The 17973-nt window shown below is 70.9% G+C and carries 17 protein-coding genes; 11 read left to right on the top strand and 6 right to left on the bottom strand.

Annotated elements, in window-relative coordinates; all coding sequences use genetic code 11:
* The first annotated feature begins 25 nt into the window (after nucleotides 1–25).
* Nucleotides 26–259, top strand: a complete 234-nt coding sequence (locus BS75_RS07860; RefSeq protein WP_034087690.1) for a DUF397 domain-containing protein — start codon at nucleotides 26–28, stop codon at nucleotides 257–259.
* A 31-nt stretch (nucleotides 260–290) separates the two neighbouring features.
* Here BS75_RS07860 and BS75_RS07855 read toward each other — a convergent pair whose 3' ends face one another.
* From BS75_RS07855 to BS75_RS07845, 3 genes are all read right to left on the bottom strand, one after another.
* Nucleotides 291–1460, bottom strand: coding sequence for an IS630 family transposase (locus BS75_RS07855; RefSeq protein ID WP_034092605.1), 1170 nt, complete (start codon nucleotides 1458–1460; stop codon nucleotides 291–293).
* 447 nt (nucleotides 1461–1907) lie between these two features.
* Nucleotides 1908–2414 (bottom strand): hypothetical protein, encoded by a 507-nt coding sequence (locus BS75_RS07850; protein WP_034087689.1) that lies wholly within the window; start codon nucleotides 2412–2414, stop codon nucleotides 1908–1910.
* Nucleotides 2415–3015: 601 nt separating this feature from the next.
* Nucleotides 3016–3945, bottom strand: a complete 930-nt coding sequence (locus tag BS75_RS07845; RefSeq protein WP_408022587.1) for an ArsR/SmtB family transcription factor — start codon at nucleotides 3943–3945, stop codon at nucleotides 3016–3018.
* A 136-nt stretch (nucleotides 3946–4081) separates the two neighbouring features.
* Here BS75_RS07845 and BS75_RS07840 point away from each other — a divergent pair, with 136 nt between their 5' ends.
* The 4 genes from BS75_RS07840 to BS75_RS07825 all read left to right on the top strand — a co-directional run bounded on the left by BS75_RS07840 (nucleotide 4082) and on the right by BS75_RS07825 (nucleotide 6890).
* Complete coding sequence (locus BS75_RS07840) at nucleotides 4082–4990, top strand: aldo/keto reductase (RefSeq protein ID WP_034087688.1); 909 nt, start codon at nucleotides 4082–4084, stop codon at nucleotides 4988–4990.
* Between the two features lie 50 nt (nucleotides 4991–5040).
* Entirely contained in the window at nucleotides 5041–5367 is a 327-nt protein-coding gene (locus BS75_RS49175; protein ID WP_174515088.1) for a hypothetical protein, read from the top strand.
* A gap of 364 nt (nucleotides 5368–5731) precedes the next feature.
* A complete protein-coding gene (locus BS75_RS07830; protein ID WP_034087686.1) occupies nucleotides 5732–6460 on the top strand; it encodes a hypothetical protein in 729 nt (242 codons plus the stop codon).
* 238 nt (nucleotides 6461–6698) lie between these two features.
* Nucleotides 6699–6890 (top strand): DUF397 domain-containing protein, encoded by a 192-nt coding sequence (locus BS75_RS07825; protein WP_034087685.1) that lies wholly within the window; start codon nucleotides 6699–6701, stop codon nucleotides 6888–6890.
* Nucleotides 6891–7114: 224 nt separating this feature from the next.
* Here the strand turns inward: BS75_RS07825 and BS75_RS07820 are convergent, their stop codons facing one another.
* Nucleotides 7115–8128, bottom strand: a complete 1014-nt coding sequence (locus tag BS75_RS07820) for a LacI family DNA-binding transcriptional regulator (protein ID WP_231607709.1) — start codon at nucleotides 8126–8128, stop codon at nucleotides 7115–7117.
* 341 nt (nucleotides 8129–8469) lie between these two features.
* Here BS75_RS07820 and BS75_RS07815 point away from each other — a divergent pair, with 341 nt between their 5' ends.
* Together BS75_RS07815 and BS75_RS07810 are read left to right on the top strand one after the other, a co-directional pair.
* Nucleotides 8470–10698 (top strand): RICIN domain-containing protein, encoded by a 2229-nt coding sequence (locus tag BS75_RS07815; protein ID WP_042440113.1) that lies wholly within the window; start codon nucleotides 8470–8472, stop codon nucleotides 10696–10698.
* 83 nt (nucleotides 10699–10781) lie between these two features.
* On the top strand, nucleotides 10782–10982 hold the full coding sequence (locus tag BS75_RS07810) for a hypothetical protein (protein WP_034087684.1): 201 nt from the start codon (nucleotides 10782–10784) through the stop codon (nucleotides 10980–10982).
* A 26-nt stretch (nucleotides 10983–11008) separates the two neighbouring features.
* On the opposite strand, the gene BS75_RS07805 is transcribed toward BS75_RS07810, so the two are convergent.
* On the bottom strand, nucleotides 11009–12838 hold the full coding sequence (locus BS75_RS07805) for an AMP-dependent synthetase/ligase (RefSeq protein ID WP_034087683.1): 1830 nt from the start codon (nucleotides 12836–12838) through the stop codon (nucleotides 11009–11011).
* Nucleotides 12839–13053: 215 nt separating this feature from the next.
* On the opposite strand from BS75_RS07805, the gene BS75_RS07800 reads away from it, so the two are divergent.
* From BS75_RS07800 to BS75_RS07785, 4 genes are all read left to right on the top strand, one after another.
* Nucleotides 13054–14019: an alpha/beta fold hydrolase gene (locus BS75_RS07800; protein WP_160312306.1), complete on the top strand. Its 966-nt coding sequence runs from the start codon at nucleotides 13054–13056 to the stop codon at nucleotides 14017–14019.
* 96 nt (nucleotides 14020–14115) lie between these two features.
* On the top strand, nucleotides 14116–16668 hold the full coding sequence (locus BS75_RS07795; RefSeq protein ID WP_034087681.1) for a sensor histidine kinase: 2553 nt from the start codon (nucleotides 14116–14118) through the stop codon (nucleotides 16666–16668).
* A complete protein-coding gene (locus BS75_RS07790; protein WP_034087680.1) occupies nucleotides 16665–17081 on the top strand; it encodes a roadblock/LC7 domain-containing protein in 417 nt (138 codons plus the stop codon). The genes BS75_RS07795 and BS75_RS07790 overlap by 4 nt, the downstream gene beginning before the upstream one ends.
* Nucleotides 17082–17086: 5 nt before the next feature.
* Nucleotides 17087–17497, top strand: a complete 411-nt coding sequence (locus BS75_RS07785) for a DUF742 domain-containing protein (protein ID WP_034087679.1) — start codon at nucleotides 17087–17089, stop codon at nucleotides 17495–17497.
* A gap of 119 nt (nucleotides 17498–17616) precedes the next feature.
* Here BS75_RS07785 and BS75_RS47920 read toward each other — a convergent pair whose 3' ends face one another.
* A complete protein-coding gene (locus tag BS75_RS47920) occupies nucleotides 17617–17841 on the bottom strand; it encodes a hypothetical protein (protein WP_156164230.1) in 225 nt (74 codons plus the stop codon).
* Nucleotides 17842–17973 lie beyond the last annotated feature (132 nt).

Genomic DNA, 17973 nt, shown 5'->3' with positions numbered 1-17973 from the left:
TCGCGGCATGAGAGGAAAGGCATTCATGAGCCACCCCGTAGATCTGACTGGCGCTCCCTGGTCGAAGTCGAGCCACAGTCAATCTGGCGGCGCCTGCGTCGAGGTGGCCCTCGGGTTCATCTCCGGCAGCGTCCCGGTGCGTGACAGCAAGGACCCCGACGGGCCGGCTCTGGTCTTCCCTGCTGCTGCGTTCGCGGCCTTCGTGGGTGCGGTCAAGGCCGGCGAGTTCGCCGAGGGCGAGCAGTACGTCACTGCTTAGTGGTCAAGACCGGAGATCCTTCGGGGGTTGATCAGGCAGTCAGTGCGACGGAGGATTCTTGGTGTCGGTCGGTGGGGGTGTGTCGGTCGAGCCGGGCCAGCAGATCGTCCAGGTCGGAGGTGGTGAACTTCCACTGGAACGGCTGTGCTGTGGCGTTGTAGCGGTCTTCGAATGCGTGGAGCCGGGCTCTGACCTGGTCGAGGTCGGTGAAGTCGTTGGGCGTCACGACCTTGCGTTGCACGATGGAGAAGAAGATCTCGATCTGGTTCACCCATGAGGCGTGGACCGGGGTGTGGACCAGGACGGCGTTCGGGAATCGGGCGGCCAGGCGGTCGATTGATCTCTTGCCGCGATGCGAGGAGCCGTTGTCGACGATCCAGAAGACGCGCTTCGCGCTGGCGTAGGGCTCCTGCGTCATGACCTGTTCGACGAGCGCCATGAACGGCACGATGCCGGTGGTGGCCTCGCAGCGGCCAAGGACGTCGGCTTGGTGGACGTCGTAGGCGGCCAGGTAGGCCAGGGCTCCGCCGCGTCTGTACTCGTGGTTGACGCGCATCGCCCTGGCCTGACCCGGGGCCAGGGTCGGATGGCAGCGGCAGCGGGCCTGGATCGAGGTCTTCTCGTCGCTGGAGAGCACGTACTCGTCCGCGCCGAGGGGTTCGCCTTCGTAGGTGCGGGCGTACAGGTCGAGGACGCGCTGGGCCCTGCCACGGAAGTCCGGGTCCCGGATGAAGATCCAGGACCGGTACTGCCAGGGCTTGATGGCGTCCTGGCGCAGCCAGCGGCGCACGGTGGAGGCCGATACGGAGTCGGTGACGCCGCGCGCGATCAGCTCGGCGGCCAGCTCCGGGCAGGACCAGCGCGCCAGTGGTATCCCGGTCTCGGCTGGGAGTTGGCAGGCCAGGGCTTTGGCCTCGGCGACCTGCACGGGGGTGAAACGGGCCGGGCGTCCGGGCCGCTTGCGGTCGGCCAGTGCCGGCAGGCCGCCGTCGGCGAACCGGCCCCGCCAGGTGCGGACCGTGTCCAGGTGCAGCCTGGTCTCGCGGGCGATGTGGGCGTTGGAGCGGCCACGGGCCGCGTGCAGCACGATCTGTGCCCGATTCCGGGCCCGGTAGGCGGTCTTGTGGCCGTAGGCCGCCTTCTTCAGCTGGTGCCGCTCAGCGGCGGTCAGCACGATCGGACAAGCGGTGGCAACGGGCATGGCGGGCAGGCCGATCACGAGAAGTGGATCACATCGGCCCGTACTCTGCCGGACCCGGGCGGGCCCGGGGAGATTCGTCCATCCGTCGGACTGGGCACGAGGGCGGCCATACCCAGTCGGTCAGCGGACACCGGAAGACGGCGCGTGACTTCGACTCAACTGCGATCAAGGCACTAGCGTCTTGAGCGCGTGGTGGTGAACCGGCCTGTAGCTCGATGACCAGCAGCTCCCCAGGTGCGCCACCGGCGGCGTGTCCCACCATCTGACCAACCGAATGAACTGGCCAGCCCCATGCTCTGCCAAGCACTCCGACGACCCGTCAGCAGATTTACCGGCACCGCAGTGAGCACGTGATGATGGTGTCCGTCCGGGAATGGTCTGTTCGTCCTGCGGTACACGGCCCTGCTCCCGGCCGCCTTCGACGGCCGGGAGCAGGGGCATGGTTCATCAGGAGGGGGTGTTCTTGAGGCCGGTGATCGCCAGGTCGGAGTCACGGACCGTGTACGCGACGTTGAGGCTGGTGCCGTCGGTGTAGTTCATGGTGAGGTAGACGTCGGTGTGTCCCAGTTCGCCAGGTGCCTGGCCTGTGGTGCTGAAGCTGGCGATGGGTTCGTTCTTGCGGTAGATGGGGTCGGCCTGGTGGGTGCTGGCCCACAGGTCGAGTTCGGTGTTGAGGACAGCCGACATGTACTCCTCGCGTACCTGCTGGGGAGTCTTGGAGCTCGTTCCGTTCACTGCGTCCTGGTAGGCCTGGAAGAACGAGGCCACCTCAGCCGCGGGGCGCTCGTCGCGGCGGGCCCTGGTGGCGTGGGCGACCGAGACGGCCTGGACGGCCCGGACGGCCGGAGTGGCCGGGGCGGCCTGCGCGGGGAGCGTGAACAGGCCGGCTCCGGCCAGCAGGGTGATGGTGCAGCTGCCGACCACGGCGCCGCGCAGCTTCGTACGGTACGACATGAGGGAAGATCCTTCAGCTCGGGAACAGTGGCTCCAGGCTCCCGGCGCCTGCGTCTCCGAACCATCATGGACACGCCGAATCACCCCCGAGGGAGGTGCAGAACCGGTTCGGCATACTCCACCTGGCCCAAGGCCCGGGTTCCGGCTCGTCAAGCAGCGCTGATCCGGACGGAGATCGCGCTGTGCCCTTCGACCTCGCGGGGCCAGGCGCGTTCGACCGCGTCCTGAGCCAGCCCATGTTCGCGGACCGGCCGCTCGCGCGACCCAGTATTACTTTACTAACTCAAGCAACAGCATTGGCCGTTGTCCACCAGGTAGCGCACCCGTCGATCATTTCCCCGGTGGCAGTGTGCCTCGGAGCGTCCGCCCTTCCCCTCCAGCCAGGCGGGCATCGTCATCGCGAGGCGGACACCGCCCAGTCGCGCGGCTCAAGCACACGGCGCAGCAGACGCGGCAACCCAACTACCGCAGCGACCACCAGGTCCACCGCGGTCAGTCCCGGCTTCCCCCGCCACCCACCTCTCACGTCAACCCCCGAAGGAATTCGAACGGCGACCACTTAGTGGTCGACTCCGGAGATCCTTCGGGGGTTGACGTGAGGTCAGGCGGATGCGGCTTGGAGGAGGGCTTCGGCTGCGGTGGTGCGGGCGTAGAGGACGGAGCGGCCGGCGCGGTGGGCGCTGACCAAGCCCGCGTTGCGTAGCGCAACCAGATATTGGGATACCCCGGCGGTGGAGAGCCCTGTGCGGTGGGCCAACTGTGTAGTGGAGGCAGGGGTCTCCAGTTCGGTCAGCAGCAGGGCCCGCGAGCGGCCGAGTACGGCGGAGAGGGTGTCGGCCCGGACAGCTGGCCGCGCCTGCCACAGCGGACCGACACCGCGCGCCGGATAGACGAGTTGTGGTGGATCCGGCAGCGTCGTTCGGGTGCGCAGTCCCGGTCCGGTGAAGGCCGAGGGGATCAGCAGCAGTCCCGTGCCGGCCGCCTGGCGGGTCAGCGGCTGCTTGCGGCCGGACATCCGCAGCGCATTGCCGTCCCAGCTCACCGACGTGTGCAGGTCGTTGAGGAGGTGGCCGGTGCCGTGCTCGGCGGCGATGCGGGCCCGGTGGAGGATGTCTGCTTCCAGGACGGCCCGGATGCGTGCCCAGTAGGGGGCGAGTGCCAGCTCCCAGTACGTTTCGATCTCTTCGGTGACCTTGGCGAGGCGGCCTGGCGGGTCGGCGTGCAGGGTGCGCAGTCGGGGGCCGAGGAGGTTGCCCTGGTGGCGGGCCAGGTGGTCGAGGTCCTGGCGTACCCGGTCGGCGGGCGCGGCCCGGATCGCGTCCCGCTCTTCCTGCGGTGTGGGGGCCGGTGCGGCCGGTGCTGGGTTGAGGAAGTCGGGGACGTAGCCGGTGGGCGGGATCAGCTCGGCCAGCCAGCCCCGGTCCAGCCCGGCGGCCAGCAGGCGCGGCCGTACCTGGTCGGCCCAGCGCCGGTGGACCGGATGTGTGGTACCGGACATCAGCAGACGGAAGCTGGGCGCGACCTCCCACATCGGTGAGACGGCGAACCGCACCTGCGCCAGATCGCTTGCCGAGAACGCCAGCCCTGCCAGGACGATCACTCCTCTTCGGATTCAGGCATGTCTTAATCAATGGCAGGCCAGCCTACCCTGCGGACATCATCGCGCCATGACCTCACAGACGACCACTGCGGCGGCATCCGGCATCTGGACCCTCGGCGACCGCACCGTCAAGCGGATCGGGTTCGGCACGATGCGCCTGACCCAGCACGGCGAAGCGTTCGCAGCCGACGCCGTCCCACGCGACCGCGAGCAGGCGATCAGTGTCCTGCGTCGCGCCGTTGACCTGGGGGTGAACCATATCGACACCGCCGCGTTCTACTTCTCACCGCTGCGCTCGGCCAACGAGCTGATCAACCGGGCACTGGCCCCCTACCCGGAGGACCTCGTCATCACCACCAAGGTCGGACCGGGCCGCGACCCCTCGGGCCGGTGGCTGCCTCACGCCACCCCCGGGCAACTGCGCGGCCAGGTCGAGGAGAACCTGCGCCAGCTCGGCCGCGACCACCTCGACGTGGTGAACCTGCGCATCGTCGGCACCGACTCCGTCGCCGAACGCTTCGGCGCACTGGCCGAACTCCGCACCGCCGGACTCATCCGCCACCTGGGACTGTCCAACGTCCGCCCCCACCACCTCGCCCAGGCCCAGAGCATCGCGCCGGTGGTCTGCGTCCAGAACATGTACGGCATCGGCGCATCGCCCGAGCAGAAGGAACTCCTGAGCATCTGCGGTGAGCAACACATCGCGTTCGTGCCGTTCTACGCGATCGCCGGCATCGGACGCACCGCCGGCGCGACCACCGACCACAGCCGGGAAGTGAACGCCATCGCCCGCGCCCGCGGCGTGAGCGCAGCCCAGATCCGGCTGGCGTGGACCCTGCACCAGGGCCCCCACGTCCTGGCCATCCCCGGCACCGGCGACCTCGACCACCTCGACCAGAACGTCGCCGTCGGCACGCTGCGCCTGTCGCAGGACGAACTCATCGCCCTGGACCCCCTCCACCACGAGACGGCATAGCAAGACCCCCATGGCATTGTGATCCACTTCTGCTGATCGGCTTATCTGCCTTGCCTGTTGCTGCCGCCCGCCCCGCAGTCCTGACCGCCGCCGAGCGGCAACGGTTGAAGAAGGCGGCCTACGGCCACAAGACTCCGCACCAGGCCAGGGTCCGGTCACAGATCGTGCTCCTGGCGACACAGGGCAGGTCCAACGCGCGGATCGCCGTCGAGGTGGGAGTACACCGACTCCGAGCATTCGAAGACCGCTACAACGCCGCGGCACAGCCGTTCCAGCGGAAGTTCACCGCCCCCGACCTGGACGATCTGCTGGTCCGGCTCGACCGGCACACACTCACCGACCGACACCAAGAATCCTCCATCACCCTGGCAGCCTGATCAACCCCCCGAAGGATCTTCGGCGCCGACCACTTAGTGGTCTGCTCCGGAAATCCTTCGGGGGTTGATCAGGCCGTCGGGACAGTTTCTTGCTATCGGTCGACGGGTGTGTGTCGGTCGAGTCGAGGGCGGGCGCCCGCCGGGAACGCTATCGGGTACAGGGCGCGCGGCGAGGGACGGTGCCCAGGCCGGTGGTCAACGGGTCCGCTGACCGAACCGCGCGCGGGAGGCGTGCGGGAGGTGGCGTACCACCGGCCATACGGACGATTCCGCACTCTTGTCCATATCCCTGCATTGGGCAGCATGATCTACTCGATGCAAAGTCTATTACTCTCAGCATCCAGTTGATCACAAGGAGCTTCCCATGCGCTTGCGCATGCCCATCCCCACCCGCATGGCCATCGCCCTGAGCATGGGAAGCCTGGCCCTGGTCGGCCTGCCGGCCCACGCCGCGTCCGCCGCCGTCCTCGTCAAGACCGTCACCGTCAGCGGCTCCAGCGACAACGTGCTCACCCTCACCGCCACCTGCCCGGCCGGCTATGCCGTCACCGGCGGCGGCTACGAGGTCGACAGCGACCGGGTCGTCGACGCGAGCTACCCGTCGTCAAAGAGCAGCTGGACTGTCACGGCGGACAAGACTGCTGGCGAAAGTGGCCACCCGGATGCCGAGGCATACGCTCGGTGCCAGGTGGACCCGGACGGCCTACTCAGCACGATCGTGACCGGAGCGTCGCAGGCCACGTGTCCCACGGGCACCCTGACCGGCGGTGGGTGGAGCAACAGCACCGAGTTGGTGCAGCGGTCCTTCCCGGACGCGGCGAACAAGACCTGGACCGTCAGCAGCGTCCACGGCGCTATCGAAACGGCGTACGGCGTCTGCGAGACCGGCGGCACACTGACCGTCCACCAGGTCACCGGAGCCGACTGCCCCTCCCCGCAAGTCGTTCTCGGCGGCGGGTTCACCACGACCGGTAAGGATACGCCTAACGTCAGTAGGCCAGACCCGGAGAACGAAGGAACCTGGCAGAACAACTTCGAAGCCCGCGACCTTGATGCGGTGACACAGACCTACGCGGAGTGCCTGATCGCGTAGTCCATCGCCCGCGGCAGGCCACCGCAATGGGGCCCGCCGCGGGCAACCCGTCATCCCATCAAACGCCTCGCCGCACAGCCCGGCTACCCCTCGGAAACGACCTCCGTACACCGCCGGCCAGCGAGTTCCAAGGCCACTCCAGAAGCCGCGACCGCGCAAAACGGCTCCGCAGTCCCCCCGAAGGATTTCCGGACCCGACCACTTAGTCCACATCGGGGCATTGAGAGGAGGTGCGTCCATGGGTCAGTCTGCGGATCTGACTGGCGCTCTCTGGTTCAAGTCCAGCTACAGCAGCAACGGCGGCGCCTGCGTCGAGGTGGCGCTCGGGTTCATCTCCGGCAGCGTCCCGGTGCGTGATAGCAAGGACCCCGACGGGCCGGCTCTGGTCTTCCCTGCTGCTGCGCTCGCGGCCTTCGTGGGGGCGGTCTAAGCCGGCGAGTTCGCCGAAGGCGAGCGGTACGTCGGCCTGTAGTTCGCAGCTGAGGGCTTCCCGCGAGTCCCGGAGCGGTGGCGAGTGCTGTCGGCTGACTGCCGTCGGCCAGGCGACCAACCACCGCCCGGTGCTCGCGGTCGGAGCCCTGCTGCTGCGGACCACGCCGGTGCCTGGTGCGACCGTCGTGCGCAGCAGTGGGCGGACTGCCACGGGCACGGGCCTCACCCGGCCGCGCGGGGGACCGGGCCCGTGCTGGCTCGTACGACCAGCTGGGTCTCCAGTTCGATGCTCAACGCCTCGTGCGGGTGGCCGTCGAGCTGGCGCAGCAGCATCGTGACCGCCACCCGTCCCATCTCGCGCAGCGGTTGTCTGACCGTGGTCAGCGGCGGTGTGGTCGCGCGGCTGACGTCGATGTCGTCGAAGCCGGTCACCGAGAGGTCCTGGGGGACGCTCAGCCCGCGCGCTGCCGCTGCCTGGAGCACGCCGACCGCCACCTTGTCGTTGAAGCAGACGATCGCGGTGGGCCGCTCGGCGAGGTCGAGCAGTTCGCCGCCGGCCAGCAGGCCGGTCTCGTCCTTGGGCTCGCCGTGCCGCATCATTTCGGGGCTGCCGAGGACGCCCGCCTCGGAGAGCGCCGCCAGGTGGCCGGCCACGCGGTCGTCCCTGGCCAGCCAGGAGGACGGGCCGCTGATGACGCCGATCCGGCGGTGGCCGAGGGCGACCAGGTGCCGGGTCGCGCTGCGCGCGCCGGAGAAGTGCGCTGCCCGTACCGACACCGTGCCGCGCGGCACCGCGATCCGGGGGTCCACCACGACCACCGGATAGTGGCGGGACGCCAGTGCTTCAAGCTCCTGGGCCGGCTCCGGCGGCAGGATCAGCACGGCGCCGCGAGTCTCGCGGCGGCCCGGCAGTCCGCGCAGCACGGTGGACTCCACCACGCTGTCGCCGGCGTCGAGGAGCATCGTTCGGCCGTGGGCGCTGAGCGTCTCGGCCACGGAGGTGACGATGTGTCCGAAGTAGTCCGTCAGCAGGTAGGGGCAGCGGACGAAGACGGGGGCGGTGGAGGGCGGCGCCGCCTCGCGCGGCCGTGGCTGCGGGGCCCGCGCCCCCAGCCGGTCGACCACCTCGCGGACGCGCTCGCGGGTCTCGGGTGCCACGTTCTCCTTGCCGTTGAGCACCCGGGAGACGGTCGTGATCGACAGCCCGGTCTCCGCCGCCACCGCGCGCACGCTCACGCGGCCCGTGCCGCCCGGCTCACAGGGTGAAACAGATGGTGCTTCGCCGTGTGAAACAGCGCTGCGTTTCATCGCCATCCCGTAACGATCCTTCCGGTTCTCGGACTGCTCAAATCCATCATATTGACGAGGCCATGCAGTACTGCTGCAATCGGCAGCACATCGCGCTTTCCACCTGATTGCAGTCGTGATGTGCCCATCGTTTCACGTTGTTTCATGCGCCAGGCGCCACAGCAGCCGCCCCCCACTTGCCAGTACGCGGCTCGCTGCCGGCGGCCCCACCGACCGCTCCCGCTGCCGGACATGCCACGACATTCGGGAACGAAGACGAAGGAGCCCCCATGAAATCCACCGCCACTCCGGGCCGGTTGCGGCGCCGGACGGTCGCGGTACTCACTGCGACCGCGTTCGCGACCGCACCCGGAATCGCGGTCGCGAGCCACGCCGTCGCAGCCACCAGTTCGGCCGCTCCGGCCGCCGCTCCGGCCGCCGCCCAGGCCACTGTCGGGGCCACCGGCCCGATCACCGGGTACGAGGGCCTGTGCCTGGACGACCGCAGCGCGAGCACCGCGAACTTCAACCCGATCCAGGTCTACACCTGCAACGGCACCAGCGCCCAGCAGTGGACGGTGGAGTCCAACGGCAGCCTGGAAGTGCTCGGCATGTGTCTGGACGTGGACGCGGCCGGTACCACCGACGGCACCCTGGTCGACCTGTACACCTGCAACGGCACTGCGGCGCAGGACTGGCAGCCGCAGTCCAACGGCGAGTTGGTGAACCCGAACTCCGGCAAGTGCCTGGACGACACCGGCTTCGGCGGTTCGGGCACCCAGGTGCAGATCTGGGACTGCGCGGACTCCTCGAACCAGGTCTGGAACCTGCCGAGCAGCAGTGGGGGCGGCACCGGCACGGCTCCCAACCTCGGCTCGAACGTCTATGTCTTCACCCCGTCGATGTCGACGTCGACCATCCAGGCCGACATCAACGCGGTGTACAACACCCAGCAGTCGAACCAGTTCGGCACCCAGCGGTACGTGCTGGCCTTCGAGCCCGGGACGTACAACGTCTCGGTCCCGGTCGGCTACTACACCGAGGTGATCGGGCTGGGGCAGAACCCCTCGCAGACGGTGATCACCGGCGGCGGCGTCTACGCCAACGCCGCCTGGAACAACGGCAACGCCACCGAGAACTTCTGGCGCGGGGTGGAGAACATCACCCTGGACCCGTCCTCGGGATCCACCGAGTGGGCCGTCTCCCAGGCCGACCCGATGCGCAGGGTCCAGGTCGACGGGGGCCTGGTCCTGGACGACGACACCTCCGGCAACACCAGCAGCAACTGGTCCTCCGGCGGCTACATCGGCGACTCCGTCGTCACCGGCCAGATCAACTCCGGTAGCCAGCAGCAGTTCCTCACCCGCAACGTGCAGATGGGCAGCTGGGCCGGCTCCAACTGGAACATGGTGTTCGTCGGGGACACCGGCGCCCCGGCGCAGAGCTTCCCGACCTACACCACGGTCGGCTCGACCCCGACGGTGGACGAGAAGCCGTACCTGTACATCGACTCCTCCGGCAACTGGGACGTGTTCGTGCCCTCGAACCGGACCAATGCGACCGGGGTCAGCTGGGCCAACGGCAACACCCCGGGCACCTCGCTGCCGATCAGTGACTTCTACATCGCGACTCCCTCCAGCACCGTCGCCCAGATCAACGCGGCGCTGGCGGCCGGGCAGGACCTGCTGTTCACCCCCGGGGTCTACCAGATCAACGGCACCATCCAGGTCAACAACCCCGACACGGTCGTCCTCGGCCTGGGGCTGGCCACGCTGGTGTCCAACGGCGGCAACACGATCCTGTCCACCGCCGACGTCAACGGCATCCGCATCGGCGGACTGATCTTCGACGCCGGTACCACCAACAGCAGCACGCTGGTCCAGATCGGCCCGTCCGGCTCCAGCGCGAGCCACGCGAGCGACCCGACCGTCCTCTCCGACGTGTTCGCCCGGATCGGCGGGGCGACCGTGGGCAGCGCCACCCAGACCCTCGTGGTCAACAGCAGCAACGTCGTCGGCGACGACCTGTGGCTGTGGCGCGCCGACCACGGAAACTCCGGAACCGTGGGCTGGACCACCAACACGGCCGCCAACGGCCTGGTGGTCAACGGCGCCAACGTCACCATGTACGGTCTGGCCGTCGAGCACTACCAGGCAGTCCAGGTGCAGTGGAACGGCAATGGCGGCTCGGACTACTTCTACCAGTCCGAGATGCCCTACGACCCGCCCAACCAGTCCTCCTGGATGGACGGTTCGTCCGACGGCTACCCGTCGATCAACGTCGCCTCCAGCGTGAGCAGCTTCAACGGCTACGGGGTCGGCGTCTACTGCTACTTCGACGTCAACCCCGCGGAGGTCTCCGCCAACGCCCTGACCTCGCCCAACTCCTCCGGTGTCCAGTGGCACGACATGGTCACCGTCTCGCTCGGCGGTACCGGCACCATCCAGCACATCATCAACGGCACCGGCGGAAGCGTGAATTCGGGCAGCACGGTGGCCGACCTGACCAGCTACAACTGATCGACCGCGGCCCGGGCCCGTCCCGGCCGCACCGTCGCGTCCGTGCTCCTGCCGCAGAGTGGTCGGTGGGGGCACGGACGCTGGTGCGCTCGGTCGATTGGCCGGAGGGCCTGATCGCCCCCTCGCAGGGCAACGGGCAGACGCTGCCCAACGGCGAGCTGGTGGTCGGCCGGGGCGCGCTGCCGTACATCTCCGAGTACAGCCGCTCCGGGGCGCTGGTCTTCAACGCCGAGTTCCCGGCCGGGGTGAACACCTACCGGACCTACCGCTTCGACTGGAAGTAGCCGGAGGCGGTCGGCCTCGGCGCCTGCTACGCCTCGGCGGTGGCGTAGAGGGCGTCGATGTCGGCCGCGCAGGCCGCGTGCACGGCCCGGCGGCGGAGCTTGAGCGAGGGGGTGAGCAGCCCCTGCCGCTCGGTGAAGTCCTCGGCCAGCACCCGGAAGGCGCGGATCGACTCGGCCCGGGAGACGGCGGTGTTGGCCGCCGCCACCGCGCGCTGCAGTTCGGCGTGCAGGTCCGGATCGCGCCGGGCCTGGGCGGGCGGCAGTTCGGGCTTGCCGCGTCGGCGCTGCCAGTGGGCGAGGGCCTCCCGGTCGAGGGTCAGCAGCGCGCCGATGCAGGGGCGGTTGTCGCCGACGACGATGCACTGGGAGACCAGCGGATGGAGTCGGACCCGGTCCTCCAGCAGCGCCGGGGCGACGGTCTTGCCGCTGCTGGTGACGATGATCTCCTTCTTCCGGCCGGTGATGCTGAGGTAGCCCTCGGCGTCCAGGCGGCCCAGGTCGCCGGTGGCCAGCCAGCTGCTGCGGACCGGACGTCCCAGCGCGTTGTCCAGGTAGCCCTGGAAGACCTGGCCGCCGCGCACCAGTACCTCGCCGTCCTCGGCGATCCGGACGGTGGTGCCGGGGACCGGTCGGCCGACGGTGCCGAAGCGGGGGCGGTCGGGCGGGTTGGAGGTGACGGCGGCGGTGGACTCGGTGAGCCCGTAGCCCTCGTAGACCGGGACACCGGCGCCGGCGAAGAACAGCCCGAGCTCGCGGCTCATCGGCGAGCCGCCGGACATGGCGTGCCGGACCCGGCCGCCGAGCACCGCGCGCAGCCGGCTGTAGACGGCGCGGTCGTAGACCTGGTGCTGCAGCCGCAGGGCCGGCGAGGGGCCGGCGCCGTTGCCGAAGGCGTGCCGCTCGACGGCGGTGGCGTAGCGCACGGCCAGGTCGTACGCCTTCTCGAAGGCCGCGGCCCGGCCGCCGGTCTCGGCCGCCTCCCGGGCCCGTTGGAGCAGCTTCTCGAACACGGAGGGGACGGCCGGGACGAAGGTCGGCCGGAACGAGGCCAGGGCGGGCAGCAGTTGGGCGGGGGCGAGACTGGGCTCGTGACCCAGCCGGACGCCCGAGCGCAGCGCCGCGATCTGCACCATCCGGCCGAAGACGTGGGCGAGCGGCAGGAAGAGCAGGGTGGACGGCTGCTCGTTGCCGTGCCGGCGGAAGACCTCCTGGTAGGCGGCCACGATGTTGTCGGTCTCGGCGGCGAAGTTGGCGTGCGAGAGCAGGCAGCCCTTGGGACGGCCGGTGGTGCCCGAGGTGTAGATCACGGTCGCGACCGACTCCGGGGCGACCGAGCTGCGGTGACGGTCGATCAGTTCGTCGGGGATGCTGCGCCCGGCGAGGGCGAGCTCCTTGAGGGCGCCGGTGTCCAGCTGCCAGATCCGGCGCAGCGAGGGCAGGTTGTCGCAGATCGAGCCGACCGTCATGGCGTGGTCCTCGTGCTCCACGATGCAGGCGACGGCCTGCGAGTCGGCCAGGATCCAGTGCAACTGCTCGGCGGAGGCGGTGGGGTAGACCGGGACCGGCTGGGCGCCGATGGTCCACAGGGCGTAGTCCAGGACGGCCCACTCGTAGCGGGTGCGCGACATCAGCGCGACCCGGTCGCCGAAGCGGACGCCCTGGTGCAGCAGGCCCTTGGCGATGGCGAGCACCTCGTCGCGGAACTGCGCGGTGCTGACGTCCTCCCAGCCGCCGTCGGGGGTGCGCCGGGAGAGCGCGACCAGCCCGGGGTCCTTGTCGGCCGAGGTGAAGACGGACTCGGCCAGCCCGCCCGTGAGCAGTGGTTCGGCCAGCGCCGGTACGGCGAACTCCCGCACGGGTAGCTCCCTTCGTCGCCCCCCACTCCGTCGCGGTGTCGCGGCGGGACTCGTAAGTTACCGGAGGTTAACCTCCGGGGGCAGGGTGTGCGCGTATATCCGTGCCATTGACGGCGCAGCGCCCGGGCCATACCTTACTGAACGGTAAGTTGACGCCGCGAGCCCTGGATTCGGCGCCCTCACCGACCGACCGTGTCCATCGGATGGAGTGCTCCATGTCCCCTGCCGCTGTGAGCTCCGACCTCACCGTCACCGCCGAGGACGGCGCCCTGCTCGCCGCCCGCGCGGACGGGCCCGAGGATGCGCCGGTCACCCTGGTCCTCGCCCACGGCTGGACCCTCGACGCCTCCGCCTGGGAGCGGCAGGCCGAGCAGCTGGCCGGGGAGGGGGTCCGGGTGGTCCGCTACGACCAGCGCGGGCACGGCCGGTCCCAGGGCGGCCTCGCCCCCTGGAGCATCGACCTGCTCGGCCGGGACCTCGCCCGGGTGATCGAGCAGACCGCGCCGACCGGGGCGGTGGTGCTCGGCGGGCACTCCATGGGCGGGATGACCATCATGGCGCTGGCCGCCGCCCGCCCCGAGCTCTTCGAGGGCGGTGCGGAGGGCGGCCGGATCAAGGGCGTGCTGCTGACCAGCACTTCGGCCGGAGGGCTCGACCCGCGCGGGCGGCGGGAGGCGCCGCTCCGGCTGCGGGTCCAGGGCCACGTCCAGTCGGCCTTCTTCGGCTACTGCGCCGTCACCCCCAGGAGCTCCGAGCGGATCCGCGCCCGGCTGCCCGGACCGGAGCGCGGCCTCAACCCCTTCCTGGTCAAGCGCTACCTCTACGGTCCGACGGCCCCGCGCCAGGCGGTGCTGGCCGGGGCGCGCATGATCCACGGCTGCCCGATGATCGCGGTGGCCGGCTGGTACCCGGCGCTGATGGCCCATGACAAGGCGGGCGCGCTGGGAGCGCTGGCGGGAGTGCCGGTCGAGGTCGTGGTCGGGGCGCTGGACCGGCTCACCCCGGTCGTCCACAGCCGCCGGCTGGTGGACGAGCTGCCGCAGGCCGCCCTCCACATCGAGCCGGGCTGCGGACACATGCTGCTGACAGAGCGCCCACAGGTGGTCGCCGAACCGCTGCGACGGCTGTGCCGGGAGGCGGCTCGTGACGCGAATCCTGACCCGATTCGCCACTCGAACTGACTCGAACCGGCCCCCGGGCAGGGAGTAGGCTCGCACGGCACCATTGGTATCTTGTGCGCCCGCACCTGTCTACCGAGCCGCAGTCCGGGGGAGTCCATGCGCTTTCGCAGCAGATCCATCCGCGCGAAGCTGATCGCGCTGCTGCTGGTCCCGCTGATCTCGCTGTGCGCCCTGTGGAGTTACACCACCATCGTCTCGATCGGCCAGGTGTGGTCGCTGACCCGGATCAACGCCGAGTACACCTGGATCGGCGCCCCCTCGGACACCCTCTCGCTGGCGCTCCAGGACGAGCGCCGGGCGGCCGTGGCCTTCGCCGCCGCCCCGGCCGGCAAGGGCGACCTGACCACCCTGCACCGCGCCGAGGCCGCCACCGACGCGGACGCCGCCGTGGTCGTCTCCCACGCCGCCCAGACGCACCGGGTCGAGCAGCTGAACAGCGATCAGCAGGCGGCCCTGCGCGGGGTACTGCAGGAGATCCAGATCGTCCGGTCCGGGCGGGCCGAGGTCGAGCAGGGCTCGCTCACCTGGTACCAGGTCTACCGGACCTACACCGGTGCGCAGAATCCTTTCTTTGCGCTGCGGCTCTCGCTCACCAGCCTCCCGGTCGGCGACCTCACCCGTGAGGCCGGCTATGTCATCGAACTGGTCCGGGCCCGGGAGTACATCTCCGAGGAGGACGCGCTGATGACCGGCGCGCACGTCGCCGGAGCCTTCGACCAGACCCAGTTCCAGGCCTTCCTCACCGCCGGGGAGGGCGAGCAGCTGCTCTTCCAGGTCGACCCGCCGCAGCTGCCCGCCGCCACCCAGCGGCTCTTCCTCCAGTTCACCGGCGGCACCCAGTACGTCGCGCTGACCAATCTGGAGGACGAGGCCGCCGAGTTCGGCCAGGCCACCGCCGCCCGGGACATCGCCCCCGCCGACTGGCAGACCACCCTCACCAACACCCTCGGCGACCTCAGCACCATCGACAACCAGGCCGCCGGGATGGTCGAGTCCGACGCCCGCTCCTACGCCCTGGGCGTGATCTCCCAGCAGGGCGTGGTCGGCGCGGTCGGCCTGCTCGCGGTGCTGCTCTCGCTGCTGGTGTCGATCCGGATCGGCCGCGGCCTGGTCCGCGAGCTGGTCGGGCTCCGCGACTCCGCCTTCGACCTGGCCGACGCCCGGCTGCCCGACGTGATGCGGCGGCTGCGCCAGGGCGAACGGGTCGACCTCGCGGCCGAGGTGCCCACGGTGAACGTCGGCGACAGCCGCGGCCGGGACGAGATCGCCCAGGTCGGCCGGGCCTTCAACGCGGTGCAGCGGGCCGCCGTCGAGGCCGCCGTCGAACAGGCCGAGCTGCGCCGGGGCGTCGCCGCCGTCTTCGTCAACCTGGCCAGGCGCAGCCAGGCGCTGCTGCACCGGCAGCTGACCCTGCTGGACGAGATGGAGCGCAGCGCCGACCAGCCCGAGGAACTGGCCGACCTGTTCCGGCTCGACCACCTGACCACCCGGATGCGGCGGCACGCAGAGGGCCTGATCATCCTCTCCGGTGCGGCCCCCGGCCGCTCCTGGCGGCGGCCGGTGCGGATCCTGGACGTGGTCCGCGCGGCCGTCGGCGAGGTCGAGGACTACGCCCGGGTCCGGGTGCACCGGATGCCGCCGGTCGCCGTGGTCGGCGGCGCCGTCTCCGACGTGGTCCACCTGCTGGCCGAACTGGTCGAGAACGCCACGGTCTTCTCCCCGCCGCACACCCAGGTCCGGATCCAGGGCGAACTGGTGGCCAACGGCTTCGTGCTGGAGATCGACGACCGGGGCCTGGGCATGGGCGACGAGGCGATGACGGCCGCCAACGAACGGCTGGCCGCCGCCGGCGACTTCGACCTCAGCGACACCGACCGGCTCGGGCTCTTCGTGGTCAGCCGGCTCAGTGGTCGGCACGGCATCCAGGTCTCGCTGCGGAAGTCCCCCTACGGCGGCACTACCGCCGTGGTGCTGCTGCCGCCCGACCTGCTCACCGAGGCCGCGCCGCGCCCCGCCGAGACCCAGGCCGAGGAGACCTCGGAGCTGGTCCTGCCCGCCGCGCGGATGCGGCTGGGTCGCGAACTCCCGCAGGGGACACCGCAGTCGGCCCCCGGCGGCCCGCGCGCGGTGCCGCCGGAGGAGGACGGCGCCGGCGGGCTGCCGCGCCGACGGGCGCTGCCCTCGCGGGCCGAGGGCTACCTGGCCGCCCGTGAAGGCGCCGCCCGTGAAGGCGCCGCCCCGGCGCCCGCGCCCGCAGTCCGGCCCACGCCCGCAGTCCGGCCCGCAGTCCGGCCCGCAGCCGTCCGCCCGGTCGTCGAGCAGGCCGCCGCGCCGGTGTCCGAGCTGCTGCCGCGCCGGGTCCGGCAGGCCAACCTCGCCCCGCAGCTCAGGGAGGCCGCCGAGCGCCGCCGCTCCGGCGCGCCCGAGCCGGAGGAGACCGCCGCCCGGGAGCGCTCGCCCGAGGAGATCCGGCAGACCTTCTCCTCCTACCAGCGCGGCCTCAGCCGGGGACGCGGCAGCAGCACCGCCCGTCCCACCGCCCTGCACCTGTCGGCCACCCCGGCGACAGCCGACGAACCCCCGGACAACCCCTCGTCCGGCGCTGCCCCCCACTCCAGCACTGCACCAGCGGAAGGACCGGTCCGTTGACCGTACCGACGAAGCCCTCCAACGATCTCAACTGGCTCCTGGACGACCTGGTCCGGCGGGTGCCCGAGGTCCGGCACGCCGTCGTCCTGTCCAGCGACGGACTGGCGACCGGCGCCTCGGCGGGGCTGACCCGCGAGGACTCCGAGCACCTGGCGGCGGTCGCCTCCGGCTTCCACAGCCTGGCCAAGGGCGCGAGCCGGCACTTCAAGGCGGGGGAGGTGCGGCAGACCATGATCGAGCTGGAGCAGGCGTTCCTGTTCGTGACCGCCGCCGGGGACGGCAGCTGCCTCGCCGTGTTCAGCGAGGCCGAGGCCGATGTCGGCCTGGTCGCCTACGAGATGGCCCTGCTCGTCCGGCGCGTCGGTGAGCACCTGGGCACCGAGGCGCGGACCGGCCTGGCCGCAGAGCGGTGAGGGTCGTGCGGGGGTTCCCGGGGCCGGGGGAGGGCCCGGCGGACGAGTGGGCCGAGGACGCGGCGGAGCAGGCGCAGCTGGTCCGCCCCTACACCCTCACCCGGGGCCGGACCTGGCACGCCGAGAGCAACGCCTTCGACGTGATCGCGCAGGTCTCCGCCGTCTCCGCCCCGGACGCCGACGACGACCTGGCCGAGGACCCCGAGCACCACGCGATCCTGGAACTGGTCCGGAGCCGCCCGCTGTCGGTCGCCGAGATCGCCACCGGCAGCGACCTGCCGCTGGGGGTGGTCCGGATCCTGCTGGGCGATCTGCTGGACGCCGAGCTGATCAGCGTCAGCCGCCCGGTCCCGGCGGCGGAGCTGCCCGACGAGAGCGTGCTGCGCGAGGTGATCCGGGGGCTGCGGGCGCTCTGACTGTGCTGTCGCCGTACAGGCGTTCCAGTGATTGACACCCGGATGGGCGGTTTGGGTCGGGTCCGTCACTGACCCGGACGGCTTTGGGGCAACTTGTGCCCATGGGACGCAACTCCGGTCTACCGCAGCATCATTGGCCCGGCGTGCCACAGCCGCCGGTCCCGCCCGTCCCCCGACCCCCCGCCGCGCCGGCCTCCGGCCTGCCGCCCTCGGCCGACCACGGCGCCGGGCACGTCCACGACGGCGGGCACGTCCACGGTGGCGGCTACGGCGGGCACTTCGGCGGCGGCGACGGCGGTGGCGGCCGCCGCGACGGCGGCGGCCACGGCTGGTACGGCCGCCACGACGGCCACCACTGGCACTTCTGGCCGCACCCGCCACCGATGCCGCGGATGCCCTGCCCGCCCCCGCCCCCGCCCCCGCCCCCGCCCCGCCTCCACCACCCCCGCCGCCACCCCCGCCGCCGCCTCCGCGCC

The sequence above is a fragment of the Streptacidiphilus albus JL83 genome (assembly GCF_000744705.1).
In the GTDB taxonomy this organism is placed as follows: Bacteria; Actinomycetota; Actinomycetes; order Streptomycetales; family Streptomycetaceae; genus Streptacidiphilus; species Streptacidiphilus albus.
This window is presented reverse-complemented; position numbering and strand designations above follow the sequence as displayed.